The sequence below is a fragment of the Planococcus sp. CP5-4_YE genome (genome assembly GCF_019042655.1).
GTDB lineage: Bacteria > Bacillota > Bacilli > Bacillales_A > Planococcaceae > Planococcus.
Map to the genome: position 1 here is coordinate 47,127 of NZ_JAHPZO010000006.1, position 26,140 is coordinate 73,266.

The following is a 26,140-nucleotide window of genomic DNA, read 5'->3' on the forward strand; positions in this document are numbered from 1 at the left end:
TATACGACAAGGAGATGAAGCTCATGTTTACAAATAAAACAATCGTAGTAACAGGTGCCGCACAAGGCATCGGGAAAACCGTAGCTCACTATTTCCAAAAAGAAGGCGCAAACGTCATCGGCCTGGACATTGAAGAAGTCGAGATCGACGGGGTGGAATACCGCCGCTGTGATGTAGGGAGTTTTTCAGAAGTCGAACGCGTATTCGCTGACATCCACAAATCCCATGGCAGCATTCATGTGCTGATCAACAACGCCGGAGTTTCTGAATTCACCCCACTTTGGGAATTGACCGAAGAAGATTGGGACCGCGTGCTCAATACGAATTTGAAGAGCGTCTTTATTTGCAGCCGCGAAGCTGCCCGCTATATGGACGAGGACATTCGGTCGATCGTCAATATGACATCGACGAGAGCATTCATGTCAGAACAAGGGACGGAAAGCTACTCTGCATCCAAAGGGGGGATTTTTGCGCTCAGTCATTCGCTTGCAGCAAGCCTACATACAAAAGGCATTCGCGTCAATTCTATCGCGCCCGGCTGGATACATACCGGCGACCGGGACGAGCTCCGTCAAGTCGATCATGAGCAGCATTGGAGCGGGCGTGTCGGCACAACGGACGATATCGCTAGAGCGTGCTTATTCTTGTCGAATCCTGATAATTCCTTCATCACAGGGGAATGTTTGACGATTGACGGCGGCATGACGCGCAAGATGATCTATGAACATTAATACAAACGTGAACGGCTGCTCCATGCAGCCGTTTTTTTAATTGCCTAAAAGTCAGTCGTTTTTTCAAGCTTAGGCGCGAATCAAGGTGAGTATGCGAATTGATTCTGCGCCCGCTTGCTGCAAAGTTTTTGCTGCCTGCCGCATGGTCGTGCCTGTTGTGTAGAGATCATCGACGAGCACCAGCTGTTTCGGAACCGCTTCCCCGTTCAGGCGAAACAACTGCTTTGTCGCCATCCGTTCCTGGCGGGTTTTCTCCCCCAAGGTTTCACCGCATTTCTCCAGCAGATGCCGGTATGGAATATTCGCTGCCAGCAACAATTGATCCACTTGCGAAAAGCTCCGTTCGCGGAGCTTTTCTTCATTCAGCGGAATCGGCACCACCACTCCCCGCTCATTCTTCAAAACTTCCCGTAAATCTTTGGCAAACACTTGAGCCAATAAGACATCCTTCAAAAACTTGTACTGGTGGAACCAGTCTTTCATGGCGTCGTTGTAGTGATATAGGCTTTTTCCTGAGCGAATGAGATCCGGGTAACCGTGCTGTTCCCAATAATGGCAATCGCGGCATATCGTTTCGCCTTCCTTGCCGCAAAATTTGCAGCATGGTCCTGTAATTTTTGAAAACTCATTCCGGCACAGCTGGCACACCACTTCTGGAGGTTCATAGAGAAAAATGCCGCGCCACGAAGGAACAAAGCGCAATGTTTGCTCGCATAAACAGCAGTTCATACTTTCCCCTCCTGGTTATAGAAGAGGATTTCTTGCCTGGCCGCATCCATTTGCCTGGTGATGCCATTGTGAAAAAACACGATATCTCCAGAAGGGTCTATCGCGCTTCGCCCGACCCGCCCAGCAATTTGAATGAGTGCCGCCCGGTCGAATACCCGGTGATCTGCTCCGATGACCGCGACTTGCAAGTGGGGGATGGTGATGCCGCGTTCTAAAATGGTGGAGGTGGCAAGACCTGCTAAAGCACCTTCCCTTAAGTGCATCACTTTTTCCTTGCGCTGTGGATCTTTTGAGTGGACCGGAGCGATTGCGCAATCGACTTTGTGCAGGAGCGGGCTTGCTAGCTCGATCAACTGGATAGACGGAAAGAACAGCAGGAACGGCTGCTTTTTTCGAAGCTTGTCTTCTATCCAATCTTTTAATGGAGACGGAAGCTTGCCTTTTCGGAGATGGCGTTCATAATTCCACATAGCCCGGTAGACAGGAACTGGCAGTGGCGCGCCATGATAGCGCCTGAATATAGTGGAGTGTCCGGCAATTTGTTTTTGAAGTGTTTTGGATGGGGTGGCGGAAATGTAGATAACGGGAGCAGACGGCTTGGCAGCTTTTTTCACAGCCCGTTCAAGCGATGGGTCAAGCGAATACGGGAAAGCATCCGCTTCGTCGACGAATAATAAATCGAAAGCTTCTTGGAATCGATACAATTGATGAGTGGTGGCCAGGATAATTTCCCCGTAGCCGGTTTGTTCGGGGCTATCGCCGTATAGTGTGTGGACGGTGGCATCGGGGAATGCCTGTTTGAATCTGGGGGACAATTCGAGGATGACATCTGTGCGCGGCGCCGCTACACAAATGCGCAATCCTTTTTGCAGCGCTTCGTGGATCGGAGAAAATAGAATTTCGGTTTTGCCGGCACCGCAAACAGCATACAGCAGATGATCCGCTCCTTTTTGGATGCTGTCTGCGATGGCTTTCGATGCAGTTTCCTGCTGGGGCGTCAGACTGCCATTCCACCCGAAGGCGCGGGGGCCGGCATTTTGAATGGCGGGAGCTGTCCACAAAACCAATTCTGTACAGCTGCTGATGCGTCCCATTTTGATGCATGTTCGGCAATAGCGGCAAATTTTCCCGCATGTTGCGCATGTGTACGAAATCACATAATCAGGTGAGGTCTCCTGGCATCTTCCACACTCGCCATCAGCAGATATGCCGTTGATAACGATTACGTCGCCTCGATCGATTGCTTCCTGTACAAGTTCTTTGGGGAATGGAATGAATTGCTTCATCCATATCCTGCCTCTTAAAAATGCTTCGATTGCCTGCATGGGTTTCCTCCTTTTTTTATAGCCAAAAGGCCTTGACCGGTCATTTCTTTGCCCAGCCAAGACCCATCGCGCCTTCTCCTAAATGCGTACCAATCACCGGGCCAAAATGGGAAATCGTGAATTCCACATCTGGGCAGGCCAGTTCAAGCTCCGCTTTCCATTTTTCTGCTTCTTCCAGGCGATTAGCATGGATGACCGTCGCTTGAAGCGGTTCTTTGCCGCAGTCTTTTTTCAATTCTTCAGCAATGCGGTTCATTGCCTTTTTTCGTGTGCGGATCTTTTCATACGGAACGATGAGCTTATCCTGGAAATGCAGCAGTGGTTTGATCTGGAGCATGCTTCCAACTAAAGCCTGCGCCCCTGACAAACGCCCGCCGCGCTGCAAATGGCGAAGGTCTTCCACCATGAAATAAGCACGCAGCGTTTTTTTCATTACCTCAAGCTCTGCCAAAATCCCTTTAGCATCCACGCCTTGCTCCGCCAGTTCCGCTGCTTTTAGCGCATAGAATCCTTGAACGGCACACGCGATTTCAGAATCGAATACGTGGACATCCACGCCTTCTGTCATCTCTCCCGCCTGCTTCGATCCGGCCATCGTTCCGCTGATGCCGCTCGACAGGTGAATGGCTACCACTTCCTCGTATTGCCCGGAAAGCTTTTCATATAATGAAATGAACTCACCGACTGGCGGCTGAGAGGTTTTCGGGAGCTCTTCACGTGCTTTTTTGTAAAATTCCGCAGTATCCAATTCGGTTTCCGCATAGGATTCTGTGCCGAATGTAATCTGCAAAGGAACTACATGTATGCCTTTATCTGTTGCTTGCTGTTGCGGAATATATGCCGTGCTGTCTGTCACAATTGCTGTTTTCATTTTCAATCAGCCTCCACTGCTATCTTACCAAAACTTACCTGCCGATAGACAGAAAATCTGGTCCATTGACGGATCTATTTCCGTCACGATTTTAAACTGGCGCGAATAAAAAAAGCTTTTCCGGATACAAGCATCGATTTGCCTGCAAGGAAAAGCCCTTCGTACAGTTTTCAACTATTGATTTCCGATGAAGTGCAGGCTCGTCACTTTCCAGTCATCCTGCTCTTTCTTGAAAACGACCACTTGGCGCCCGGATTGCTGCATTCCTTGCTCCGTTCCGGCTTCATTCATTTCCACATCGATCGTGGCAAAAACTTCCGCCCGGTCCTCTTCGTATTTGACGATTGTCTCATCGCTTGTCGTATACGTCGTATCGTAATTTTCAAAGGCTTCGCTCAATGCCTGTTGATCTTCTTCGCGGTCAAAGCCATCCGGGTTTTCAGCGATGGTCGCCATATATCGATCCATGTCTTCCGCATTAAAAGCCGCGATGTATTCCTCAAATGCGTCAAGGAGTTCCTGCTTTTCAGCTTCCGGAACATCCGCAGCGATGATGTCTCCTTCATCGTCCAATGTAAACCCAACTTCTTGGTCAGTGATACCGTGTTCCACCGCATTATTTTCATTGGCCACGTTGCCATCTTCCGCAGTATTGCCGTTGACCGAAGCATCTTCTTCGCCTGAACAGCCTGCGAGCGCCAACATGAGCCCCGTTGCCATTATCCATTTTTTCATGATGCATTCCTCCTGCGCTCATTTTGCCACAGCTCTTCCGGGAATACAATGAAGAAACGGTGTCAATATGCGACAGGACAATTCGTTCCACTGTCATGTACAATGGAAGAAAAGCCAAAGGAGGCGATCATTTGGAAAAATGGGAAGCAGAGCGTTTGCTCAACCAAAAGATGCAAGACACACGCACGTACCCGCGAAGAAGAACCGCTGCACGGGCGAAAAAATACAATTTGACAATGGCACCGGCAGATGACTATATTGTGCTCGATTTTGAAACGACCGGTTTGCGTGCAGGTGATGATAAGATCATCCAAATCGGTGCCGTTAAATATATCGGGCATCAACAACAAGATACGATGTATTTATTGATCAATCCTGAACGCCCGATTTCAAGCACCATCACCCGCATCACCGGCATTCGCAACGGAGATGTCCAGGATGCGCCGGTCATCGAGGAAATCGCTCCGCAATTGATCGACTTTATCGGTGATTTGCCGATCGTCGCCCACAACGCACCATTCGATATGGGATTTCTTTATGCGCTTGATCACATCACGCCGGTGCCGCCTTATCAAGTCATCGATACGGTCAGGCTGGCACGTAAATTCATCACCGAAACGCCGAATCACAAATTGACGACACTATCCGCCTATCTCGAGCTCGAGCACAATGCCCACGATGCGCTCGGGGATTGCCTCGTCACTGCATCGATTTATCAGTTCTGCATCGGACGCATGTAAAAAAGCGCCGGAAGAAAAACTTCCGGCGCTTTTTCATATTTTTGACATCGGTTGAACCGCTGCCGCTCAATGCTTATTAACGCACTTCCACCCAGCCGTTTTTAATGGCTGTGACGACTGCCTGAGTACGGTCATTGACCTGCATTTTTTGCAAAATGCTCGATACATGGTTTTTCACTGTTTTTTCAGAGATGAACAAAGTTTCACCGATGACACGGTTGCTCTGTCCGTCTGTCAACAATTGCAAAACTTCGCTTTCGCGTTTTGTCAATAAGTGGTAAGGGCGACGGATTTCTGTTTGATGGAAAGATCCTTTGTTTTCACGTTCGCTTAAGCGACGGAACTCCATCACTAAATTGCGCGTGACTTTCGGATGCAGGTAAGAGCCGCCTTTTGCGACAACTTTAATCGCCTGGATGATGGCATCTGCGTCCATTTCTTTCAGCATATAACCGAGTGCGCCTGTTTTAAGCGCATGCGTTACATACGATTCGTCATCGTGAATGGACAGCATAATGACTTTAGCGTCTGGGAATCTTTCAATCAATTCACCCGTTGCTTCGACGCCGTTTTTTTGCGGCATGTTGATATCCATCAACACAACATCCGGCTGATGCTCTTCGTACAGCTTAATGACTTCCTCGCCGTCGCCGCCTTCTGCGACCACTTCAAACGATTCTTCAAAGTCCAAGATGCGCTTAACGCCTTCTCGGAACAATTGGTGGTCATCAATAATAATAATTTTTGTCATTATGTCGTCCTCCTCAAAATACCATATCTTACATACCCGCCTTCAGCGGGATATGAAACATTAACACCGTTCCTTCGCCGAGCGTGGAATTGATAAAAAATTCCCCGCCGATCAATTCAATACGTTCCCTCATGCCGGTCAAGCCGAATGACTGGTCTTTGACAATTTCCTGGTCAAAGCCGGAACCGTTGTCTTTAATGATAATAGAGACCTGTTCGGCGAGCCACTCCATCTTAACTTCGATATCTGTCGATTTGCCGTGGCGAATCGCATTTGAAACAGATTCTTGGACTAAGCGAAAAATGGACGTCTCAAAATTATTCGGGAGCCGGACTTCGTTTCCATTGGAATGGAAAAATAGCCGGACGCCGCGATTGTATTCTTCAATCGTCTCCAGATATTTTTTCAAAGTTGGGACCAGCCCGAGATCATCAAGCGCCATCGGACGCAAGTCATAAATGATGCGCCTGACTTCCGTGAGCGCTTGCCTCACCATATCCTTTAACGAAGAAATTTCCTTGAAGGCCTTATCCGCGCCTTTTTCGCGGTAAGTTTTCTCGATTAAATCCGAGCGCAGCAGGACATTTGCCATCATCTGGGCTGGGCCGTCATGGATTTCACGCGACAGCCTTTTACGCTCTTCTTCCTGGGCTTCGATAATCCTTAAGCTATAATCCTGCTTGCTCCTCGACTTATCGACCGCGTCCCCGAAATCTTCCAGATCCGACGATAAATAATTGGTGGCCACATTGATTTGATTGACTAGCCGCTCTGCACGTTCGATCGTCTGAAGTAACTTCTGGAGCTTGCGCTGCAGGCGGTCCCGCTTTTGCCGAAACTTTTTTTCCTCGGCGCGGTTCAAGGATAATTGCACTTGCAGTTCGTTGGCCGATTCAAAAGCTTCGCGAACCTGGCTTTCAGTGAAAGATTCGAAAGAACCCGATAGTTCTGCGAGTCGCCGGCGTGCCGAGCGGGTCCGCTCTTCAAGCGCGTCACCTTCCGCTATGATGCGGCTGATGTTCGCCCTGACATTCTCCAATTCGTCCTTCATCTCTTCATAGCTGCGGCGACTTTCTTCGCTAATGGCGAAAATATCCTGTTTCGACTGGTCCATCTTTGCGACCAGCTCGTCAAAGATGGAATCTAATGAAGTTCCATCGTTTTTCTTTGCCATTCTAAAACCGCCTTAGCTATACTTACTGTAACCATCCGTCTCTTTGCTTCTTTCGCCTTACGGGCTTTAACAAGTATATCACTATATACGCAACAGCATATTAAGAATACATTACAAATTATCTGATTTCATTTTACAACAGGGGGAGTAAAAATGCGAGAAAATTACATAACAGTAGGTTTTTCTGCCAATGCAGAAATACTCATAAACAAGTCCCGTTTCATCGGTCATGCAGCACGGGCTGAAACAGAAACAGAAGCGATCGCTTTCATCGATTCCATCAAATCGAAACACCGCCAGGCCACCCATAATTGTTCAGCTTACATTATCGGTGAACACGATTCCATCCAAAAAGCGAATGACGATGGGGAACCCAGCGGAACAGCGGGCGTTCCTATGCTGGAAGTATTGAAAAAACAAGGGTTGAAAGATACTGTGCTGGTAGTGACGCGCTATTATGGCGGCATCAAACTGGGAGGCGGCGGCCTAATCCGCGCCTATGGAAAATCTGCAACGGAGGCGATCTCCGCATCCGGCGTAGTGGAACGCCGCTTGCACCATTTGATGAAGGTCTCCATCGATTATACATGGCTCGGCAAGATTGAAAATGAAATACGCCAGTCGGATTATCCGTTGGCCGGAATCGATTATTCGGATGCCGTGGTTCTCTCCATTCATGTGCCAATCGAAAAAAATCAACAATTTATCGACTGGGTCAATGAATTGACAAATGGGCAAGCTGACATCGAGTCAGCGCGCACCGAATTCCTCGAATTTCCACACGCTTAGTTTCTTTTCATTTACGCGCAGAAAAAATCACTGTATAATATCCACAGCACAAAAAAATGAAAATTCATAAATTCACTATGCCCTTAAGATTAGTTAAAAGCTACGTTCATGTGCTTGGCTACTACCCAAGCCGCACATAATCCCCATTAGAGGAGCAACTACAATGAGTAGAAAAATGCAGCGGGAGGCAAAGTCCAGCAGACGGCGGAAGATCATCAAGATCTCTGCCATCCTGGCTATCTCCTTGTTGATTAGTTTATCCGCATTCGGCATTTGGCTTGTGAAAAAAGCCGAGTTTGCTGCGAACAACGCATATGAGTCTGCAGATGGTCGTGATAAATCAGACCTCCGCGATGAACAAGTCGAACCCTTGAGTGATAACATCTCGATTTTGTTCATCGGAATTGACGACAGCGCCGCACGGGATCAAAGCAGCAATAACATCCGTTCAGACGCGTTAGTATTGGCAACCTTGAATAATGAAGAAAAATCAGTGAAGCTCGTCAGCATACCGCGGGATACGTACACCTTCATTCCGGACTCCGGCTATGAAGACAAAATCACGCATGCCTATGCACTGAACGGCCCACGCTCAACGATTGAAAGCGTCGAAGGCCTGCTCGATGTGCCGGTGGATTATTACATGACGATGAACTTTGATGCTTTCGTCGATGTCGTAGATGCACTCGGCGGAATTACAGCAGAAGTACCGTATGACTTGAAAGAAAAAGACGAAACAGATTCCCATAATGCAATCGAACTCGAAGAAGGAATCCAGCAGCTCAACGGCAGTGAAGCATTGGCCTTGGCTAGAACTCGGCATTACGATAACGACATCGAACGCGGCAAGCGCCAGCAGATGATTCTCGAATCCATCATGGATAAAGCCCTATCGGCAGGATCTATCAGTAAATACGGCAATGTCATCGAAGCTGTCGGAGACAATATGAAAACCAATTTGAGTTTCCGCGATATGCAGGCATTCTTCGAATATGCGAAAAGTGGCAAACCAGATATCGATACGATGAGTGTTCAAGGATACGATGATATGTCAACAGGCATCTACTACTACATGCCCGATGAAGAATCGCTTGAGGAATTGAAAGACATTCTCCAAAGCCACCTCGGCTTAAAACCGGACACTTCCAATCTTTCTTTGAACGAAGATGATCTTACCGAGCAGGCTTTTCCAGCCACCGGATCAGATCAGGAAGAATAAAAAAACTGGCAACCGATAACGGTTGCCAGTTTTTTTTGTGCTCTTGATGACTTTACACATAAAAAAAGCGGCCGCGGCCACTTTTTACTTCCCTATCATTCTCACTAGATTGATCAATGGGCGGTAATTCTTCCCAGCAAGCCCGACCACTTCTACGAATAATTCAATCGCCAGAAGCATGACGCCGATCAACAAGATGCCTCCCCACAAAGTCGCTTGGGAAAATAGCAAGGCTGCAAGTCCGAATAATGCGGAGATACCGTAAATGATCAATACGGTCTGGCTATGCGAAAACCCGATGTTCAGCAAGCAATGATGCAAATGCGATTTGTCCGCTTCTGAAATAGATTTCTTTTCACGCACACGGCGCACAATGGCAAAGAAGGTATCCGAAATCGGGACGCCGAGCATGATGATCGGGATGATCAAAGCAACGACTGTCACGTTTTTGAAACCCATTAATGCGAGTACAGAAATCATGAAACCGAGGAACAAGGCCCCTGTATCCCCCATGAAAATCTTCGCCGGGTGGAAATTATAGAATAGGAAGCCGATAGAACTGGCGGCAAGAATGGCCGCTGTCGACATAACGAAAATATCGCCCATGATGAAGGCCATCGCTGCCAGCGTCAATAGCGCAACCGTGGAAACCCCTGCGGCCAAACCATCAAGCCCGTCAATCAAGTTGATGGCGTTGGTAATGCCCACAATCCAGATGATTGTCAGCGGGATACTGAAGTAGCCAAAATCCAAAACACCGCCGAACGGCAAGTTAATGAATGAAATTTCGAGCCCGCCGCCAATGACCACAACGCCAGCTGCAGCCAGTTGACCGAGCATTTTGGCTTTCGCTGTAATTTCGAGCATATCATCCAAGACGCCCGTCACGATGATCAAAAACGCGCCGATAATGATAGCTGTTTCAATCGGGATTAACGATGACTCAAATGCAGCTGAAACCGGATCCTTCGGTTGAAGGAAAAGATAAGCGATTAAAAATGATCCGAATATAGCTAATCCGCCTAAACGCGGCATAATCCTTGCGTGTACTTTTCGGTAATTGGGCCGATCCACTGCCCCGATGCGAAATGCCAATCTCTTCACAAGGGGTGTCAGGAGAATCGAAGCGATAAATGCCACAACCAGTGTCAGGTATAGCATGTCCTTCCTCCTTAAAAAAAACTCTAATTTTGCATACATATCCATTGTTATTATAGCACGGACAATAAAAAAAGAAAGTGATACATACTGTCATTTTTTATCTTCCCTTTAATTAAGACGACCTACATTGAAGAAAAGTTTCCAGCTTCCCCATATTTCATTCAAATAAATTCTAAGAATGATACTTTTAGACTGAACAATTATTTTTTTGATAATTTTCAGAATTAACAGGCACTTTTATAGTATTATATCCATAATATGCTATAATAAACCCATGGATTACGAATATCATACTAATTTTGAGCGGGAGTGCGGATATGGACAGCAATTTTCTTTTTTATGCATCGAAGAAAGAGTGGTCTCCTTATGATGAAGCGGCTGTATTGAAAATGGATTACCCTAAACGGGCTGAACTCGCACACTCCATTAATTGCGAGGGACTCCTTGTTGACTTGTCGCTTGACCAGCATCCAGAAGTCCGCAAAGGTGTCGCCGCAAATGCAGCCACGCCACTCACCACCTTAAAACGGTTAGCAGAGCAGGACTTGTGCATTTCAGTACAGGAAAAAGCAAAAGAAACACTCAATGAACAATCCTTAAAATCATAAACTGATGCTTCCCGATTTAGTGGGAAGCTTTTTAATTGTTACCCGAGGTTTATAAATTTAAAAACAGGCTATACATGCAATAAGAAAAGTTCAAAGGGAGGTTTTCAAATGGCTGATAAAAAAGGATTCTCTGATAAACTGAAAGGCGCCGTCAGCAAGGGCAAAGGCGAATTGAAAGACCAAGTCGGCAACGCGACAGATAACCCTGACATGCAAGCTGAAGGCAAATCAGACAAAACAAAGGGCAATGTGCAAGATACAGTCGGCAAGTTCAAAGAAGGCTTTAATAAAGATAAATAAACACATGAAACCTGGCGTAACTGCCGGGTTTTTTTATTTCCAAATTTTAATTTTCATAACTGCGTGAATTCAGTTATAATAAATTCTTGTGCGACTATGTTTAATGCAGAAGGAGAACTCCTATGAATAAGAAAACGCTTACAAAATCTGAAACTCTAACTATTGGCCTTATGCTTTTCGCGCTGTTTCTTGGTGCTGGAAATTTAATCTTCCCTCCCTACCTTGGACAATTAGCAGGAGACCAATTGCTTCCCGCCATCACTGGCTTTTTGTTGACAGGTGTCGGATTGCCGCTATTAGGCATACTTGCCATCGCAAAAGCCGGCGGAGACTTGCAATCGATTGCAGGACGGGTCCACCCAGTCTTTGGCATCGTCTTTACCATGATCGTCTATTTGGCTATCGGGCCCTTCTTTGGAATCCCCCGTACAGCTACTGTCGCCTTCGAAATTGGCACTGCTCCTTTTTTGTCCGCTGAAATATCATCATCTTTCTGGTCATTACTGCTATTCACGCTCATTTTTTTTGTTATTACTGTGCTGTTTGCACTGAACCCGACGAAACTTGTTGATCGCATTGGCAAAATCCTGACGCCGATCCTCATCGTGGTCATTAGCTTCCTGGCTATTAAAAGTTTCCTGACGCCTATGGGGCCGATTGGTGCCCCTGTCGGAAATTATGACACAGAAGCGTTCTTCGAAAGCTTTCTTCAAGGCTATTTGACGATGGACGCAATTGCTGCGCTCGTATTCGGGATTGTCATCATCCAATCCATTCGCGCAAAAGGCGTCGAAGACAAGAACACCATCCTGAAAACAACAGCGTATGCTGGATTCATTGCGGCAGCCGGTTTGTCGCTAGTGTACCTATCCCTAAGCTATATCGGGGCAACCAGTGTAGAAGCTATTGGCATGCAAGACAACGGCGGAGAAGTCATTGCGCTCGCTTCACGTGTCCTGTATGGCGAAATTGGCGGCATCATTTTGGCTGCTGCGATCACATTCGCTTGCCTGACAACTTCCATCGGGCTGGTGTCAGCTACAGCACAGTTTTTCAATAAAATCTTCCCTCAACTTCCTTATGTGGCCTATGTATTCGTATTCGCCGGATTTTCAACTATCATTGCCAATGTCGGATTAACTCAATTGATCGCCATTTCATTGCCGGTATTATTGGCCATCTATCCGCTCGCAATTGTTCTTGTCATTCTGTCATTTTTCGATCATTCCTTTTACCAAAAATCTTACGTCTATATCATTCCACTTGTCCTTACGGGTGTTATCAGCATCTTTGATGCATTGAAAAGTACAGGTTTTGAGTTCAATGCAATCACGCAGATTTTTTCTTACTTGCCTTTCTATGAACAAGGGATTGGCTGGCTTGTCCCCGCAATCATTGGAACACTTATAGGCATCGTCATTGCACGAACCGCCCATAAACGATAATTACATGCACATAAAAGGCCAGAGAAATTTCACATTTCTCTGGCCTTTTTCTAATTTTAAAATAGCCTTGGCGTCGGTGGCGTACCCGTCTTTTTCTCTACGTTTTTATGGAAATCATCAACGTCTTTCGGGTTTTTTGTTGATTCGTAATCGTCACGGCGCTCCGTCTCGGCTAAGTGCTCTTCTTCTGAATCACGGCCGAATGGCGCTGGCCCGAGATTCGGGTCGGATCCTGGGGAAGGCTCATCTTGCCGACGGTTCACCCCGTCTTCGCGGTTCAGTTCGTTTTCACCGTCTTGGTCACCAAGCTTCGGTTCATGTTCCATGCGCTTTTCGGATGGTTTTTCCGCTTCCGATGGTTTGACACGATCGGTTGTCGGATGGATTTCATCGCCTTTTAAACGGGAATCCTGGGATTTGCTGTGTAATTGGGATTTATTCGTCTGCTCACGCGTCGCATCGCTTGTATAAATGTCTTCAACGCCCGTATCGTGACGGCCTTCATGTTTTTGGATATCTTTATCAATGAGCTTTTCATCATCATGCCTTCTGCCGTCCCGCTCAACATCACGGCCAAATGGCGCAAACGCTGTATTGCGCTCTCCAGCGTCCATGTCCATCGGGCGGTTGTCGTCAGAATGGGAAGAGAAATGTTCTTTGCTTTCCCCATTCCCATTAGGCTCACCATCGGTATACAATAGGACAGCGCCACGTTCAATTTCACGCTCATAATTGTCAGCCGTATCGCGATCGACACCGAATTCATCGAGCTTAGCACGGGCTTTGTCTTCCCCAGTCAAAAGGGTTTTGATACGGTTGCCGAAAGAGTTCGCTTTGTTGGAATCCACTCCATAGCGGTCGTGTGCTTCGTTCACTAAATTTTTGTCGTTTGCGAGCACATGGATATCTTCATTCCGGTAGCCTTTTGAAATAAGGGCCTCCAAAGCATGTTCCATTTCTTCCTGTGTATAAACAATTTCAAATTGACGGTTTGTCTGTGCCATTCATAAAACCTCCTGATTTTAACTTGTCTTGCTGTTTGTTTACCCGCACTTTATCATTGCTAAAACATCTCGTTTCTTCTATATAATAATTTTAAGCCTGATAAAGACTGATTTATAGGATAAAAAAATCCCGGTCCTTTATTGACCGGGACCGAGAAATCATCTGTATTTTTTATCCGTCTTGGTTTGCGCTTCCGTTTTGCTCGTTCCGCCTCTGGCTTTTTCGACTTCTGCTTTTTCTTGCGTCGTAAACGACACATGGCGTTCATCTTTCACTAAGGTCGGATCTTGAAGGAAAGTCTCCCCGCGGGCGAAACGGTCTTCCTGTTCATCATAATTATTATCGACAGACTGGATGTACTGTCGGCGCTCTGCGTCAGTAGGTTCATGTTCAGGTGCTCCTTCCGACTCTTTCACGGCATCAATGATTCCTTTTCTTTCGCCTTCTACATAGAGCAATATTCCGCCTTTAGCGACATCTTCTGTATACCGCTGCGACTCTTCTTGTGATAAGCCAAGTGAATCAATGGATTCCTTGACTGCGCTTTTTCCTGTAACAAAACTCTTCATTTTATCTCCAAAGGTCCCCGCTTTTTCAACTTCCACTTGGCGATTGTTCAATCCATCTGTATGTTCAGCTACTGCATGGATTTCGTTTGCTGAATAGCCTTGCTCATTAAGCTGGGTCATTTTTCGCTCAAAATCCTCCTGAGAATACACAATTCCAAGCACTTTTTTATTTGACGAATTCATTATAATACCCCCGTTTATTTGATTTTACTGTTGCCTTATTCTTCTTTACCCTTCTTTGCACTTTATCTAAACTTTCACGAAATTATTTCGGTAGAACAAATGGACTAGTAGTAAGTACAAATACTGTAATGATTTGGCTATTAATTTAGTGGATAGGCACTTTTTACCTTTTTTCTCAAAACAAGAGTAATAGAAATAAAAAAGCAGTTTATTTTGAAAATTGATGCTATCATAGATTTAATATGTGTAAATAAAGTAAAATGTGGATGTGGAGGCGGTAATTATCGTACTAAACAATCTCTCGGATATACGCTTGTCAGGGCCGCCTGGCCAAGCGGAGGAAAACTCTCCTACATGGATGATTGAAGTACTGCCCATGCAAACGGAAAGGAGAGCGGACATGGACACAGGGATGCGACTGAAATATCATCGGCTGAAAAAACGTTTCAGCATGGAAGAAACTGCATCAGGCATTTTCTCATCAAAAGACCTAAAAAAAATTGAAGCTGGGTTGAAAGAACCCGCCCTTAAAGATTTGGAAGCGTTATGCAAAAAACTCGAAATTCCGCTAGCTGCCAAAGACAATCCGATCGGCAAAGTGCTAGTGAAAAATTTTAAAAATTCATTGCTCCATCCCCAAAACAAGGGCAAGATCATGGAACATTATGCAGATATCTGCAACCATCCTCTCCTGCGCGCAGACGAAGATGTCGAACTCGAATTCGATATTCAACAAATCCGCTATTTCATCATTACAGGCGATTTAGAAAGTGCAGAAAATAAAATTAAAGAGATGGACCGCTTCAAGGAATTCATGGATCAAGAGCAGTATTATCTGTATCACAAATATAACGGTAACTATAATTACATCTTGAATGATTATGAGAATGCGTTGAAAACATATTTAATTGCTGAGAGGATCGTTCCAAATACAATTTCTGCTGCGGAACTCGCAGACCTGTATTATTCAATCGGAATCTCCAGTACCCAATTAAGAGAAACGGAGATTGCTTATAAATATTCAGAGATGGCCTTAAAAATATATCAACAAGAATTTGTACCTAAAAGAATTGTAGAATGCCACATTAATATTGCTATAAGTCATGAATATTTTGGCAACTACAAACTATCATTAGAGCATTATAAGAATGCGTTAACTATCGGCAGTAAATTGGATATAGACATATTAAAATTTACTACTGAATTTAATTTAGGATACTCTTATTTTATATATCAGAACTATGAAGACGCCATAATGCACTTAACTAATTGTTTAAAGTTTATTCCTGACGAATATTTTGCAGATAGTATATTGACATACTGCATTCTTATTAAGAGTTATTTAGAATTAGAGAATGAAGAAAAAGCTAGAGATATAATAAGAATGGGATTGGAAAGAATTAAAAACAAAGACTTACGTCTAGATTCACCTACTAATGCAGCATTTAGAGAGGCTTATGTAGAGTTTATATGTTTAGTTCATTTATTAGATGATGATGAAGAACAATTTGAAAGTTTAGTTCTTGCTAAATTAGTCCCTAGCTTAGAGGATTCCGAAAATTACAATGAATTAGGATATTATTACGGACATTTGGGTAATATAAACTTTAGACAAGAGAAGTTTAAAGAATCTGCTGAATTTATGGAAAAAGCTAAAAACGCTTATAAAAAAGTCACGAATATTAATTAGGGAGTGGAAAATATGAAAAAAGGTATGGCTATTATATTTGTAACTGCAATCGCATTAAGCTCGTTACCGGCATTTTCAGCTTCAACTAGTACCGAAGAGGTTGCAGTAAAAGCTCGTGTTCCTGAACCTTGGTTCGTTCAAGATCAAGTAGCTGTAAAAGCTCGTGTTCCTGAACCTTGGTCCGTTCAAGATCAAGTAGCTGTAAAAGCTCGCGTTCCTGAACCTTGGTTCGTTCAAGATCAAGTAGCTGTAAAAGCTCGCGTTCCTGAGCCTTGGTTCGTTCAAGATCAAGTAGCTGTGAAAGCTCGCGTTCCTGAGCCTTGGTTCGTTCAAGATCAAGTAGCTGTGAAAGCTCGCGTTCCTGAGCCTTGGTTCGTCAATCCGAAGGTATAATTTATTACTATCAATTTTTAACCCGCCCTTCCAATACGGAGGGCGGGTTTTTGCTTGTTACATAAGAAAAACGCAGGGACAGCCCCTGCGTTTTTCTTATTGGTTTTGTTTTTTGTCAATCAGGCATTCCTTTACGAAATACGAGAAGATATTACGTGACGCTTCATCACCTTGTAGCGCAAATTCTTCAGGATGCCATTGGATGCCCATCGCAAATTGATGATTCGGGCTTTGTAATGCTTCCACAAGCCCATCTGCCGCACGGGCTGCTACTTCTAAGCCTTCCGCAACGTCTTTTACGCCTTGGTGATGGAAAGAATTCACATGAAATTCCTTTTCTTTCATGATTTCATAAAGCAAGCTGTCTTCTTCCAATTTTACGGAATGCGTGCGGTGTGTACGCATAGCCATTTGTTTATGTTGGTAAAGTGTGCCTTCATATTGAGTTTCTAGATCCTGGTACACGGTTCCGCCGAAAGCGACATTGAACATTTGCATGCCACGGCACATTCCGATGAATGGTTTATCCAATTTAAGGAAATTCAAAATAAGTTCTGCTTCATATTTATCGCTGCCCGGATAAACGGCACCTAACTGGATATGAGGCTCTTCCCCATAAATATTCGGGTTGATGTCCCCGCCCCCTGTGACGATCAATCCATCCAATCGCTCACAAAGAAGAGGAATATCTTCTTCATCCACAATCGGGACAATCAAAGGCAATCCTCCTGCCTGTAAGATGGCATTTGCGTAGACAGGATCCAATGAATACATTTGATCTTCTTCTACACGGGCCGTAATTCCAATAACCGGTTTGTTTTCTGTAGCCACTACAATTCCCCATTTCTGCACAAAAAAATTTGTCGATGCAGGTTTATACCCTTTTTCAGGCTGATGATAAACTTACATTTTCTTGTTCACAGATCCGGAAAGTGTTGATAGTGGCTTAAGGATACTTTCCCATTCTCTTCAAAACAAAGCCCTTCTTCTTCCAATAGCAGTTTTTGGGTATAGCGCGCATCTCCATCCTTGATGGCGAGTTCGCCTTTTTTGTTGACAATTCTGTGCCAGGGGATATTGTGTTTTTCGCTCATGCTGTGAAGAATTCTCGCGACTTGACGAGCAGAATGCGGGCTCCCGGCGGCACGGGCCACTTGCCCGTATGACATTATTTTTCCTTGTGGTATGTCCTTCATGACTTCAATCGCTTTTTTCGTAAATGGTTGCATCTCTTAATAACTACCCCTTCTTGGCGTTTGGTGAATTTCTCATTAGCTCTTTAAGCAACTCGCCAGCCTCGTATCGCTGCAGCAATTCTTCGACAAACTCAAACAATGGAAGATTGGACGCTTCCACAGCCAACCCCTCACTTTCGACATGTACTTGGCGATAATAAGCAGCTATTTTTTCAACTTGCTCCTTGAAACCAGCCAAACTGGATTCATCGGTATGCCGCAGTGGTTCTTGGGCAGTTTGCTTCCTTCCTTCATTCACAAAAAGGAAATGCATTTTGTCAAGCTCCTGTACTTTTTGATCAAATAGTCGCTGGTGGTCATCGTATCTGTAAAAATTACGCCAGTATTCAAAAATGGTTTTGGCAACCCCAAGACGCAACGCACCATCAATTGAATCCAATCCCTCCACAACGCATAATTCATACATGATTTTGCGCAACGACTTTTTATATTCCCGTTCCACTACCCCTTTGTATTGTGTATATCTCATTTATTATACCTCCCTATATTTGCTGGAACTAGTTCAAATATTGCGGTAGCGTCGAATAATGTCACCGTCATCTAAGGAAATGAATCGATCGTACAGCTGTTGCTCATGGATGACTTTTCCGATAAAAAAGGTGAACGCCGGCATATTGGCAACCTCGCGTTTCGCATCATCCAAATCGCTGTCCAGGCTCCCTCCCAAATGAAACTCTTCATAATAATTATCCGAGCCCCATTCAGCCACCTTAGCCAATAATTCATGTCCAGCTTGATGCTTTTTACCTTCCGGCAAATTGCCTTCCAGATGGAAATGCATGGTCTTGCCCATCGCCAGTACATAGCATGCCGAAACCAATTTATCTTCTCTATATGCACCGAATAGATGAAGGTTCGGACCAAGCGCGCTGACTAAAGCTTCGAAGTAATCGTTGGTAAAAAAGTAATAGCTATCAGCTTCTTCCCTTCTGCGGGCATTTGAGTAATAGAGGACAAGGAATTCAAACATATGTCGGACAGTTCCTAACTTTCGGACATCTATTTTAGATGAAAGTTCTTTTTCCTCCACCAAGGGCCTTTGCCATTTTTTAAAATCAATTGAATAAGTCTCATATAAGGGTAATAACTGCATATGGCCTTCAAAGAGCTCAGCATTTTTCTTAGAAGGATGAAATCGGATGAATTCAGCGATGATTTGTTCTTTTTTACAGAAATCGATGAATTCTTTCCTGAAGTTCTCTACGAGCGCTGCGCTGGTGGAACGAATATTCAAAACCGGTCCGCCATAGCCGAAGGGCGTGGAAATATCGAAATATTGCGGCTTTTCTTCATTCACTTTTCTTTTAATGAAAGGGTACGCCACTTCCCCATCTTGACATTGAAAATAAAAGAGGTAAGCTTCTCCTGGATCCAATTTAAGGGCACTCAGAAAGTATTGGGTCGTGTAGTAAATATCCTGTATGTCCAAAGCATCCAGAATTTCCTGCCATTTAATATGGTCTTGAATGGAAACCAGCTTATACATAATCTCACCCCTGCTTTAACTACTGCTTATTTGAAGACGGTTTGTAAATGCGTACTTTTCTTTCTGCCAAATTGGGCGTATCGCTTTAAAATACCCAACAACTCGAACGTCAGGCTCAGAAGAATTCCAGCGACTAGCCCGGCAACGGCTGAAAGAGACAACAGTACGCTCAAACCGCTATTTTCTTCAAGTGCGCCATTGGACGTGCTTGCTTTTAAGATGACGTTCACGTTATCCACTTTCAATAAGTGTTTTACTTCTTCTTGCAAGTTAAAGGCAATGGCATTAGCTATGGCAGCAGCTTCATTTTTAGTTCCAGCAGTGACGACGATATTAAGAACTCGGGAATTCTCCGGCCGGTTGATGGTTATGCGATTATGAAGTTCGGCCATCGAATAGCGGCTAGCTGTGTTTTCCAGAACTTGTGACAGGACGGCAGGGCTTTTCGCTAAAACTTGATAAGCTTCTAAAGTTTGGTAATCAGAAGTGGCTAAAGCCTCTCCATGAAACGCATCGAATGTTAGCGGTTCGACAAACACTTGGCTTGTCGCCATGTATTCTGGTTCATAAATAAAGACTGACACAAGCCATACGGCAAAAACTGTAGAAACCGTTGTACCGGCTACCAACACGAAATTTCTGCTGATGCATGCTAAAAGTCGATGGCCCATTAGTTGTTTCCCCATTTCCCATCCTCCTCGCTAAGCATTATCGATCTTCCTATCTAAAAATTCAGATTATTCTAGTACCTTTATATCACACTTCCTTGGTTCATTCTACACTTTAAAGTGGATTTTCATAAAAAATATTAATAAAAATGAGCAAATAGGCTTTATACAATAATCTATTTCATTTCAAAAAAAATAACATAGTTATATATATTCACTCTTGAAAGATAATTCTTTTTATATTCTAAACTTCCATTTTAAACTCATATAAAAATCGGCATAAAAAAAGACTAGCGGAATATCCGCTAGTCTTCGCCGAGCTGATTCTTCAAATCACTTCAATTATTCCTGCCACAAACCGATGATGCCGTTTCTTCTATAAATAATCTCTTCTTCCTCGAGCCGTTTCAGTACTTTGGTCAAGGTTTGATGAGAAATATTCAAATCGTGTGTGATTTCTTTAATCGTCTTGAAAAGAACACCTTCCGAAGAAGCATTTCTAATAAAATATTCCATAAATCTCTCAGCGATTTCTGCTGTTCGAGCAGTTTCCGATGAAAAATAATGGCGGCATTCTTTTAGAATTTTTTCTTCAGAAAACGGGCGTGCGTTATTAGAAGCATTATTCTCAACTGCTTTCACGTTCATCACCTCCGTACATTTTCAGAATCATTACTTACATTATATATACCCGATTTACTGGTAAATATACACTCTATATCAATTTAGCCTGATAATTCCATAATAAGGATCTCTTCCACCATATATTTCAAATTTCCTGGCATCAAAAAAAGACAGAGGAAATGCCTCTGTCTTGCGAAAAGATCACTTATGTTTTTGCCATTCTCGACTCGATGAACGCTTTCAAAGCATGAACCCCATGAACGCAATCCGATAAGGACGACCATTCTTTCGGATTGTGGCTGATGCCGTCTTTACTGCGGACAAAAAGCATTGCGACCGGAATGTGGCGCCCGACGATCATGGCGTCATGTCCTGCCCCGCTTGGGATCCGCACCGGTTCAATTCCTTGCTCTTCTAACACCGTCGAAATTTCCTGCTGCAGTTCTTCTGCGATCGGTACAGGAGTGATGCTTGTATTCTGCTGGAGTGAAACAGTAACCCGGTGCTTGCCAGCTACTTCTTCTGCCAAGTTTCGAATGCGCTCCACGAGCTGATCCCGCGGTTCTTTGTGGATGTCGCGCGCATCGACGTGCAGCACGACTTGCTCAGGGATGACATTAATGCCATTTGGCGAGACGTCCAGCTTCCCGACTGTTGCAACAGCCGTCTCACTGATCGCCGGGGGAAGTTCAGGCAAGCGGCTGACAAATTCACCGGCTGCGACCAAACTATCCGTTCTGCCAATCATCGGCGTATTGCCGGCATGGCCGGCCTGTCCTGAAAATCGCACTTCCATCCAAGCTGGGCCAGCGATTCCACTAACAATGCCGACCGGCTGATTTTCCTGTTCCAATTTCTTGCCTTGCTCGATATGCACTTCTGCAAATAACTCCAGTTCAGTTAAATTCCTGACCGACTTGCGAAATGCGTCCAGAGAATTGCCGTAGGATTCAAGAACTTGTTCTAAACTTTCTCCATTATAATCCCGCAATTGCTTCATTTCCGCTTCGGTGATATCGCCAGTCATCGCACGGCTTCCTGTCAGGCCGCTGTTGAATCTTGAGCCTTCCTCGTCGGTGAAAATCACCACTTCGTATGGTTTTTCGGGAACAAAACCGTCTTCCTTCCAGGCTTCAACCACTTCGAGTGCAGAAAGCACGCCAAGCGGCCCATCGAAATTGCCGCCGTTCGGCACGCTGTCAACGTGTGACCCCGACGCGATGGCAGGGACATCCGAGCGCCCCGGTAAAGAGCCGAAAACATTTCCAGCACCGTCTTCCCTCACCTTGAGGCCCGACTCTTCCATCCAGGATTTGACCAATTGCTTGGCTTGTTTTTCTTCATTAGACAAACCTGGCCGTTTAACTCCGCCAGGTTCGGTGTAGCCAATTTCCGACAAGGCATGCAATCGTTTTGCGATGCGGTCCCCGCTGACTCCTGAATGGTCCAATTGCTTATCGTATCCCTTGATCAAATCTTCGTATAATGTGCTATTTCCCATAAGCCCCTCCATCGATTCGATTATTTTTTAGTTAAATAACTATAGGCGTATTGTGCATACAATTCCGCACCGGTGGAAAGCGCATCTTCATCGATATTGAACCGCCCGTGGTGATGCGCCCATTGTGTGTCCTTTTCTGGATTCCCAGCTCCGACCAATGCGAAACAGCCTGGCGCTTCGTCCAAAAAGAATGAGAAATCTTCTCCACCCATGGTCGGTTCTTCTCGGTACAAGGCATCTTCCCCGAATGCTTCCGCTGCAACTGCAAGAGCCAATTGTGAACTTTCCACATCATTGATGACCGCCTGCGTGCCGCGGATGTATTCAAGTTCAGCGGTTCCCCCGTAGAGCTCGGCTGTATTTCTGGCATACACTTCGAGTTGCTTTTCGATGTGGTCGCGCACTGTCGGATCGAAACAACGGACAGTTCCTTCGATCAGGGCATTTTCTGCGATGACATTAAAGCGTGTGCCAACCATCATCTTGCCAACCGTGACGACTGCAGGCTGCTTTGGGTCAATCGTTCTTGAGACGATCGACTGTACATTCATGACAAATGCAGAAGCCATGACTGATGAATCGATGCACGCTTGCGGCATGGCACCATGCCCGCCGCGCCCTGCGAACCGGATATTGAAAATATCGGCTGATGCAAAGGAGGGGCCTGCCGTACAGGATACTTTCCCGGTCGGGCTCTGCGACCAGATATGCATGCCAAAGACATTATCGACACCTTCCATCGCGCCTTGCTTGACCATTTCACGTGCCCCAGTTGCCACTTCTTCCGCTGGTTGGAACAGGAATCTGACCTTTCCCTCGAGCTGGCCTTTGACCGAAACAAGCGCTTTTGCGGCAATTAACAACATCGCCGTATGGGCATCATGACCACAAGCATGCATTTTCCCTTGTTCTTTAGAGCGGTACGGCAAGTCTGTAGTCAACTCTTCGACTGACAAAGCGTCCATATCCGCCCGCAGCGCCACCATCTTCCCAGGTTTTGCGCCAGCCAACTCACCGATGACGCCGGTCGGTTCAGTCTTGCGGCATTTGATGCCCAGTTCGGTCAAATAGTTAAAGACGTATTCTGTCGTTCGATGCTCCTCCCAAGACAGTTCTGGTTCGCTATGCAATTTTCTTCGGATATCAACCAGTTCCCCGGCATGATTTGCTATTTCTTTTTTGATCTCTTCAAGAATCACTGCAAAACCCTCCTAATAATTGCTTACAGGAAACCGACGAAGATTCCTGCCAAGATGACCGAGACGATGGTGACCGTGATGAATCCGGCGACGAGCATTGGCGGCAGCATACGGCTCGTCAGCATCTCGCGCTCTTTTTCATCCTGCGTCAAGGCGTTGATCACTTCAACCGTGATGATGTAATCCGCCGGGAATCCGTAAAGCGCCGTCAACGAGCAAGCGAATGCCATTTCTTTACTGACCTTGAGGATTTTCCCAATGATGAACGAAAAGATGTACATCCCAACAAGTCCGATCACGATGCAGCCAAGCAACGGATAGAGAATTTCCAGCATCATTTGAGGCGTTGCCGTTTTCAAGCCGTCAAAGATAAATAGCAACAAAGCCATGATCGCAAATCCGAAGCCATTTGCCTTTTGCAGCGGGTGGCGCTCCAAGAATCCAATCGAACGCGCTAATACCCCGAACAATAAGCACAATACATACGGGCTGATTTCCACAATCGGTGCAGCCAATGTTGAAGCAAGATACGCAGCGTAACCGACTAAAGCAAGTCGGAAGAATTTGAAGAAATCGGTATTGTATTTTTCCGGTAAGGCCGCAAACAGCTTCGGTTTTTCGTCCTGGACTTTTTCTTCAGCCGTCCCTGCTGCCAAAGGTATATAATCCGTCAATTCGTTATTGCGGTACTTTTGCAGCAAATTGCGACCTTCTCTTTTTAGCATGACAGACGTCAGCGGATAGCCTGCAAATCCCTGGATAACGTAAATGACGATGGCAAATACAGCGAGCGTTGGAAGCCCAGCAGCCGTTGCTCCTTCCGACATGATCAATGCCGATACCAATCCACCGACAAGCGGCGGAATGGCAACGATGACGGTCTGGAAATCAAACAGCAACGTCCCGATTGCAAGCAAGAAGACAACAATCCCTAAAATCCCGGACAAGGCGATCAAAATCGTGCGCCACTGCTTTTTCAGTTCCTCCAGCGATAATAAGGTCCCCATGTTCGTGATCAGCAAATAGATCAGCAAAGTAGCAACAATTGGCGGGATCCCTCCGATTGTCACAATATCTTCCGGAAAGAACGTCCAATACCCGATAAGAAACAATACCCCACTGACGAAAATCGAGGGAATCCAAGCTTTGGTGCGAATGGAGATCAGCTCTCCAATAAATAAGATGAAAGCCATAATGGCCAAGGCTAACATTTGGGGCATAGTATCCATTCCTCTCTCAGCTTCATAACATTATGCGAAAACAGGTTTTTTCTGAAGCTTATTAGTTTTAAGCAATAGTAGCACACAATTTCGAGTTCGGAAATAAAATTTATAGACTATTTTGAAATAACTTTAAATTGAATAAATTTTTATTTTAATGTAAGCGCAACCAACAGCGATATATTGCGTATCTGAATAAACATGATTTTTTTTAATCTTTTACAAATTTTTTTTTGCGATTTCCAACTACGGGACATCTGCTGGCGCAAGCTAGTCCAAGTTTAGACATTTTCCAGGTGAGGTATTGACTACAAGAAGCATAATTTAAGGAGGAGTTTAGATGAATGGCAAACATTATATAAATGGTGAATGGACGGATAAAGGCAATGATTCGATTAAAGTCATGAATCCTGCGACCGGTGAACAAGTCGGGACAGTGCCAAACGGCGGCGAAGCAGAAGCGACTGAAGCAGTCGAAGCTGCTGCTGCAGCATTTCCTTCCTGGTCGAAAACAACGGCTTATGAACGGGCAGAGCTATTGATGAAATGGCACGATCTCCTGCTGGAACATAAAGAAGAAGTCGGTGAAATCCTGACGAAGGAAATGGGCAAACCGCTGAAAGAAGCAATCGGTGAAGTGGAATATTCCGCCTCCTTCATTTCCTGGTTCGCGGAAGAAGGAAAACGCGTTTATGGCCGGACTATCCCTGCGAGCAAAGACGGCAAACGAATTCAAATTAATAAACAGCCAGTAGGCGTAGTGGCGTCCATCACTCCTTGGAATTTCCCTGCTGCCATGATGGCACGTAAGATTGCGCCTGCCCTTGCAGCTGGTTGCACGTTCGTTTCGAAACCGGCGAAGATGACGCCGCTCACAGCGGTCCGCATGTTTGAACTGGCGGAAGAAGCTGGATTCCCGAAAGGCGTCGTCAACTTGGTTACCGGCAGCGCCTCACAAATCGGAAAAGTGTTTACAAGCCATCCATCCGTCCGCAAGCTAACTTTTACCGGCTCGACTGAAATTGGCAAGGAATTGATGAAGCAAGGTGCCGAGACCATGCTGAATTTGTCATTGGAACTTGGTGGTCATGCGCCGATCATCGTTCTCGACGATGCAGATATCGACAAAGCGGTCGAAGGCGTCATGGCTTCAAAATTCCGAAACGCCGGGCAGACTTGCGTATGCGGCAACCGCATTTATGTACAGGAAGGTATTGTCGATGAATTTTCCGAGAAGCTTAAGCAAGCAACCGGCCAATTAAAAGTCGGCAATGGTCTTGAGGACGGGGTGGATATCGGCCCGCTCGTCGACAAAGATGGTTACGAAAAAGTAGAGCGCCACGTAAAAGATGCCGTCGATAAAGGCGCAAAAGTATTGATTGGCGGCGACGGCCAATCCGAAAACGACGCTTATTTCTACAACCCGACCGTTCTAGTCAATGCTAGAGAAGATATGCTCGTCATGAACGAAGAAACCTTCGGGCCAGTTGCGCCGATCATGAGCTTTAAAACCGACGAGGAAGCAGTCAAATTGGCAAACGATACCCGCTTTGGCCTAGCTTCTTATTTCTTCACTGAAAGCATGTCACGCGGCACTTTCATCGCCGAGAACCTGGAATACGGCATCGTCGGCTGGAATGATGGCCTGCCATCTGCTGCACAAGCTCCGTTCGGCGGAATGAAAGAAAGCGGCATTGGCCGTGAAGGCGGACAGGAAGGGCTCGATGCCTTCCTTGAAACCAAATATATCTCCATCAAACTATAAAAA

The 26,140-nt window shown here is 45.4% G+C and carries 28 protein-coding genes; 10 read left to right on the forward strand and 18 right to left on the reverse strand.

Annotated elements, in window-relative coordinates:
- Positions 1-23 precede the first annotated feature (23 nt).
- A complete protein-coding gene (locus KTG14_RS09165; protein WP_216970644.1) occupies positions 24-731 on the forward strand; it encodes an SDR family NAD(P)-dependent oxidoreductase in 708 nt (235 codons plus the stop codon).
- A 69-nt stretch (positions 732-800) separates the two neighbouring features.
- On the opposite strand, the gene KTG14_RS17840 is transcribed toward KTG14_RS09165, so the two are convergent.
- The 4 genes from KTG14_RS17840 to KTG14_RS09185 all read right to left on the reverse strand — a co-directional run bounded on the left by KTG14_RS17840 (position 801) and on the right by KTG14_RS09185 (position 4,391).
- The gene (locus tag KTG14_RS17840) at positions 801-1,460 is read right to left on the reverse strand and encodes a ComFC family protein (RefSeq protein WP_254178084.1); all 660 of its coding nucleotides are present in this window, start codon (positions 1,458-1,460) and stop codon (positions 801-803) included.
- Positions 1,457-2,785, reverse strand: a complete 1,329-nt coding sequence (locus KTG14_RS09175; protein ID WP_216970645.1) for an ATP-dependent helicase ComFA — start codon at positions 2,783-2,785, stop codon at positions 1,457-1,459. Before KTG14_RS09175 ends, KTG14_RS17840 begins: the two co-directional genes overlap by 4 nt.
- Before the next feature lie 40 nt (positions 2,786-2,825).
- A complete protein-coding gene (locus KTG14_RS09180; RefSeq protein ID WP_216970646.1) occupies positions 2,826-3,656 on the reverse strand; it encodes a DegV family protein in 831 nt (276 codons plus the stop codon).
- A 174-nt stretch (positions 3,657-3,830) separates the two neighbouring features.
- Positions 3,831-4,391, reverse strand: coding sequence for a DUF4440 domain-containing protein (locus KTG14_RS09185; protein ID WP_216970647.1), 561 nt, complete (start codon positions 4,389-4,391; stop codon positions 3,831-3,833).
- A 131-nt stretch (positions 4,392-4,522) separates the two neighbouring features.
- Here KTG14_RS09185 and KTG14_RS09190 point away from each other — a divergent pair, with 131 nt between their 5' ends.
- Entirely contained in the window at positions 4,523-5,131 is a 609-nt protein-coding gene (locus tag KTG14_RS09190) for a 3'-5' exonuclease (protein WP_216970648.1), read from the forward strand.
- Positions 5,132-5,207: 76 nt separating this feature from the next.
- On the opposite strand, the gene KTG14_RS09195 is transcribed toward KTG14_RS09190, so the two are convergent.
- Together KTG14_RS09195 and KTG14_RS09200 are read right to left on the reverse strand one after the other, a co-directional pair.
- A complete protein-coding gene (locus KTG14_RS09195) occupies positions 5,208-5,882 on the reverse strand; it encodes a response regulator transcription factor (RefSeq protein ID WP_058383351.1) in 675 nt (224 codons plus the stop codon).
- A 28-nt stretch (positions 5,883-5,910) separates the two neighbouring features.
- A complete protein-coding gene (locus KTG14_RS09200) occupies positions 5,911-7,056 on the reverse strand; it encodes a sensor histidine kinase (RefSeq protein WP_216970649.1) in 1,146 nt (381 codons plus the stop codon).
- A 153-nt stretch (positions 7,057-7,209) separates the two neighbouring features.
- On the opposite strand from KTG14_RS09200, the gene KTG14_RS09205 reads away from it, so the two are divergent.
- Both KTG14_RS09205 and KTG14_RS09210 read left to right on the forward strand, forming a co-directional pair.
- Complete coding sequence (locus tag KTG14_RS09205) at positions 7,210-7,845, forward strand: YigZ family protein (RefSeq protein WP_216970650.1); 636 nt, start codon at positions 7,210-7,212, stop codon at positions 7,843-7,845.
- Positions 7,846-8,008: 163 nt separating this feature from the next.
- On the forward strand, positions 8,009-9,064 hold the full coding sequence (locus KTG14_RS09210) for an LCP family protein (RefSeq protein WP_216970651.1): 1,056 nt from the start codon (positions 8,009-8,011) through the stop codon (positions 9,062-9,064).
- Positions 9,065-9,148: 84 nt separating this feature from the next.
- On the opposite strand, the gene KTG14_RS09215 is transcribed toward KTG14_RS09210, so the two are convergent.
- On the reverse strand, positions 9,149-10,225 hold the full coding sequence (locus KTG14_RS09215) for a glycosyltransferase family 4 protein (RefSeq protein ID WP_216970652.1): 1,077 nt from the start codon (positions 10,223-10,225) through the stop codon (positions 9,149-9,151).
- Positions 10,226-10,542: 317 nt separating this feature from the next.
- Here KTG14_RS09215 and KTG14_RS09220 point away from each other — a divergent pair, with 317 nt between their 5' ends.
- The 3 genes from KTG14_RS09220 to brnQ all read left to right on the forward strand — a co-directional run bounded on the left by KTG14_RS09220 (position 10,543) and on the right by brnQ (position 12,578).
- The gene (locus tag KTG14_RS09220) at positions 10,543-10,833 is read left to right on the forward strand and encodes a hypothetical protein (protein WP_216970653.1); all 291 of its coding nucleotides are present in this window, start codon (positions 10,543-10,545) and stop codon (positions 10,831-10,833) included.
- 108 nt (positions 10,834-10,941) lie between these two features.
- Positions 10,942-11,133, forward strand: a complete 192-nt coding sequence (locus tag KTG14_RS09225) for a CsbD family protein (RefSeq protein ID WP_211654653.1) — start codon at positions 10,942-10,944, stop codon at positions 11,131-11,133.
- A 122-nt stretch (positions 11,134-11,255) separates the two neighbouring features.
- Positions 11,256-12,578 carry a branched-chain amino acid transport system II carrier protein gene (brnQ, locus tag KTG14_RS09230; RefSeq protein ID WP_216970654.1) on the forward strand — a complete coding sequence of 441 codons (1,323 nt, stop codon included), beginning with the start codon at positions 11,256-11,258 and terminating at the stop codon, positions 12,576-12,578.
- A 56-nt stretch (positions 12,579-12,634) separates the two neighbouring features.
- Here brnQ and KTG14_RS09235 read toward each other — a convergent pair whose 3' ends face one another.
- Positions 12,635-13,582 carry a YflT domain-containing protein gene (locus tag KTG14_RS09235; RefSeq protein WP_216970655.1) on the reverse strand — a complete coding sequence of 316 codons (948 nt, stop codon included), beginning with the start codon at positions 13,580-13,582 and terminating at the stop codon, positions 12,635-12,637.
- 159 nt (positions 13,583-13,741) lie between these two features.
- Positions 13,742-14,335, reverse strand: coding sequence for a general stress protein (locus KTG14_RS09240; RefSeq protein WP_258048452.1), 594 nt, complete (start codon positions 14,333-14,335; stop codon positions 13,742-13,744).
- Between the two features lie 400 nt (positions 14,336-14,735).
- On the opposite strand from KTG14_RS09240, the gene KTG14_RS09245 reads away from it, so the two are divergent.
- Entirely contained in the window at positions 14,736-16,025 is a 1,290-nt protein-coding gene (locus KTG14_RS09245) for a tetratricopeptide repeat protein (protein ID WP_216970657.1), read from the forward strand.
- Positions 16,026-16,037: 12 nt separating this feature from the next.
- A complete protein-coding gene (locus tag KTG14_RS09250) occupies positions 16,038-16,418 on the forward strand; it encodes a hypothetical protein (RefSeq protein WP_216970658.1) in 381 nt (126 codons plus the stop codon).
- A gap of 96 nt (positions 16,419-16,514) precedes the next feature.
- Here the strand turns inward: KTG14_RS09250 and KTG14_RS09255 are convergent, their stop codons facing one another.
- From KTG14_RS09255 to KTG14_RS09295, 9 genes are all read right to left on the reverse strand, one after another.
- On the reverse strand, positions 16,515-17,249 hold the full coding sequence (locus KTG14_RS09255; protein ID WP_216970659.1) for a gamma-glutamyl-gamma-aminobutyrate hydrolase family protein: 735 nt from the start codon (positions 17,247-17,249) through the stop codon (positions 16,515-16,517).
- Between the two features lie 86 nt (positions 17,250-17,335).
- The gene (locus KTG14_RS09260; RefSeq protein ID WP_216970660.1) at positions 17,336-17,647 is read right to left on the reverse strand and encodes an MGMT family protein; all 312 of its coding nucleotides are present in this window, start codon (positions 17,645-17,647) and stop codon (positions 17,336-17,338) included.
- 10 nt (positions 17,648-17,657) lie between these two features.
- The gene (locus KTG14_RS09265; RefSeq protein ID WP_216970661.1) at positions 17,658-18,143 is read right to left on the reverse strand and encodes a hypothetical protein; all 486 of its coding nucleotides are present in this window, start codon (positions 18,141-18,143) and stop codon (positions 17,658-17,660) included.
- A gap of 33 nt (positions 18,144-18,176) precedes the next feature.
- Entirely contained in the window at positions 18,177-19,160 is a 984-nt protein-coding gene (locus KTG14_RS09270) for a GNAT family N-acetyltransferase (RefSeq protein ID WP_216970662.1), read from the reverse strand.
- A gap of 26 nt (positions 19,161-19,186) precedes the next feature.
- The gene (locus tag KTG14_RS09275; RefSeq protein WP_216970663.1) at positions 19,187-19,846 is read right to left on the reverse strand and encodes a YveK family protein; all 660 of its coding nucleotides are present in this window, start codon (positions 19,844-19,846) and stop codon (positions 19,187-19,189) included.
- A gap of 324 nt (positions 19,847-20,170) precedes the next feature.
- Complete coding sequence (locus KTG14_RS17990) at positions 20,171-20,470, reverse strand: MarR family transcriptional regulator (RefSeq protein ID WP_058383334.1); 300 nt, start codon at positions 20,468-20,470, stop codon at positions 20,171-20,173.
- 187 nt (positions 20,471-20,657) lie between these two features.
- Positions 20,658-21,953, reverse strand: a complete 1,296-nt coding sequence (locus KTG14_RS09285; protein ID WP_216970664.1) for a M20 family metallo-hydrolase — start codon at positions 21,951-21,953, stop codon at positions 20,658-20,660.
- Between the two features lie 20 nt (positions 21,954-21,973).
- Positions 21,974-23,152 carry an amidohydrolase gene (locus tag KTG14_RS09290; protein ID WP_216970665.1) on the reverse strand — a complete coding sequence of 393 codons (1,179 nt, stop codon included), beginning with the start codon at positions 23,150-23,152 and terminating at the stop codon, positions 21,974-21,976.
- A 23-nt stretch (positions 23,153-23,175) separates the two neighbouring features.
- The gene (locus KTG14_RS09295) at positions 23,176-24,372 is read right to left on the reverse strand and encodes a hypothetical protein (protein ID WP_216970666.1); all 1,197 of its coding nucleotides are present in this window, start codon (positions 24,370-24,372) and stop codon (positions 23,176-23,178) included.
- Positions 24,373-24,712: 340 nt separating this feature from the next.
- Here KTG14_RS09295 and KTG14_RS09300 point away from each other — a divergent pair, with 340 nt between their 5' ends.
- The gene (locus KTG14_RS09300) at positions 24,713-26,137 is read left to right on the forward strand and encodes an NAD-dependent succinate-semialdehyde dehydrogenase (RefSeq protein ID WP_216970667.1); all 1,425 of its coding nucleotides are present in this window, start codon (positions 24,713-24,715) and stop codon (positions 26,135-26,137) included.
- Positions 26,138-26,140: the final 3 nt, after the last annotated feature.

What these genes read in the sequence shown, in the direction of transcription:
- brnQ (WP_216970654.1), top strand. Translation starts at nt 11,256, where the DNA reads ATGAATAAGAAAACGCTTACAAAATCTGAAACTCTAACTATTGGCCTT.
- KTG14_RS09210 (WP_216970651.1), top strand. Translation starts at nt 8,009, where the DNA reads ATGAGTAGAAAAATGCAGCGGGAGGCAAAGTCCAGCAGACGGCGGAAG.
- KTG14_RS09205 (WP_216970650.1), top strand. Translation starts at nt 7,210, where the DNA reads ATGCGAGAAAATTACATAACAGTAGGTTTTTCTGCCAATGCAGAAATA.
- KTG14_RS09195 (WP_058383351.1), bottom strand. Translation starts at nt 5,882, where the DNA reads ATGACAAAAATTATTATTATTGATGACCACCAATTGTTCCGAGAAGGC.
- KTG14_RS09240 (WP_258048452.1), bottom strand. Translation starts at nt 14,335, where the DNA reads ATGAATTCGTCAAATAAAAAAGTGCTTGGAATTGTGTATTCTCAGGAG.
- KTG14_RS09175 (WP_216970645.1), bottom strand. Translation starts at nt 2,785, where the DNA reads ATGCAGGCAATCGAAGCATTTTTAAGAGGCAGGATATGGATGAAGCAA.
- KTG14_RS09270 (WP_216970662.1), bottom strand. Translation starts at nt 19,160, where the DNA reads ATGTATAAGCTGGTTTCCATTCAAGACCATATTAAATGGCAGGAAATT.
- KTG14_RS09215 (WP_216970652.1), bottom strand. Translation starts at nt 10,225, where the DNA reads ATGCTATACCTGACACTGGTTGTGGCATTTATCGCTTCGATTCTCCTG.
- KTG14_RS09235 (WP_216970655.1), bottom strand. Translation starts at nt 13,582, where the DNA reads ATGGCACAGACAAACCGTCAATTTGAAATTGTTTATACACAGGAAGAA.
- KTG14_RS09165 (WP_216970644.1), top strand. Translation starts at nt 24, where the DNA reads ATGTTTACAAATAAAACAATCGTAGTAACAGGTGCCGCACAAGGCATC.
- KTG14_RS09225 (WP_211654653.1), top strand. Translation starts at nt 10,942, where the DNA reads ATGGCTGATAAAAAAGGATTCTCTGATAAACTGAAAGGCGCCGTCAGC.
- KTG14_RS09220 (WP_216970653.1), top strand. Translation starts at nt 10,543, where the DNA reads ATGGACAGCAATTTTCTTTTTTATGCATCGAAGAAAGAGTGGTCTCCT.
- KTG14_RS17840 (WP_254178084.1), bottom strand. Translation starts at nt 1,460, where the DNA reads ATGAACTGCTGTTTATGCGAGCAAACATTGCGCTTTGTTCCTTCGTGG.
- KTG14_RS09260 (WP_216970660.1), bottom strand. Translation starts at nt 17,647, where the DNA reads ATGCAACCATTTACGAAAAAAGCGATTGAAGTCATGAAGGACATACCA.
- KTG14_RS09250 (WP_216970658.1), top strand. Translation starts at nt 16,038, where the DNA reads ATGAAAAAAGGTATGGCTATTATATTTGTAACTGCAATCGCATTAAGC.
- KTG14_RS09285 (WP_216970664.1), bottom strand. Translation starts at nt 21,953, where the DNA reads ATGGGAAATAGCACATTATACGAAGATTTGATCAAGGGATACGATAAG.
- KTG14_RS09275 (WP_216970663.1), bottom strand. Translation starts at nt 19,846, where the DNA reads ATGGGGAAACAACTAATGGGCCATCGACTTTTAGCATGCATCAGCAGA.
- KTG14_RS09185 (WP_216970647.1), bottom strand. Translation starts at nt 4,391, where the DNA reads ATGAAAAAATGGATAATGGCAACGGGGCTCATGTTGGCGCTCGCAGGC.
- KTG14_RS09295 (WP_216970666.1), bottom strand. Translation starts at nt 24,372, where the DNA reads ATGCCCCAAATGTTAGCCTTGGCCATTATGGCTTTCATCTTATTTATT.
- KTG14_RS09300 (WP_216970667.1), top strand. Translation starts at nt 24,713, where the DNA reads ATGAATGGCAAACATTATATAAATGGTGAATGGACGGATAAAGGCAAT.
- KTG14_RS09265 (WP_216970661.1), bottom strand. Translation starts at nt 18,143, where the DNA reads ATGAGATATACACAATACAAAGGGGTAGTGGAACGGGAATATAAAAAG.
- KTG14_RS09200 (WP_216970649.1), bottom strand. Translation starts at nt 7,056, where the DNA reads ATGGCAAAGAAAAACGATGGAACTTCATTAGATTCCATCTTTGACGAG.
- KTG14_RS09245 (WP_216970657.1), top strand. Translation starts at nt 14,736, where the DNA reads ATGGACACAGGGATGCGACTGAAATATCATCGGCTGAAAAAACGTTTC.
- KTG14_RS09180 (WP_216970646.1), bottom strand. Translation starts at nt 3,656, where the DNA reads ATGAAAACAGCAATTGTGACAGACAGCACGGCATATATTCCGCAACAG.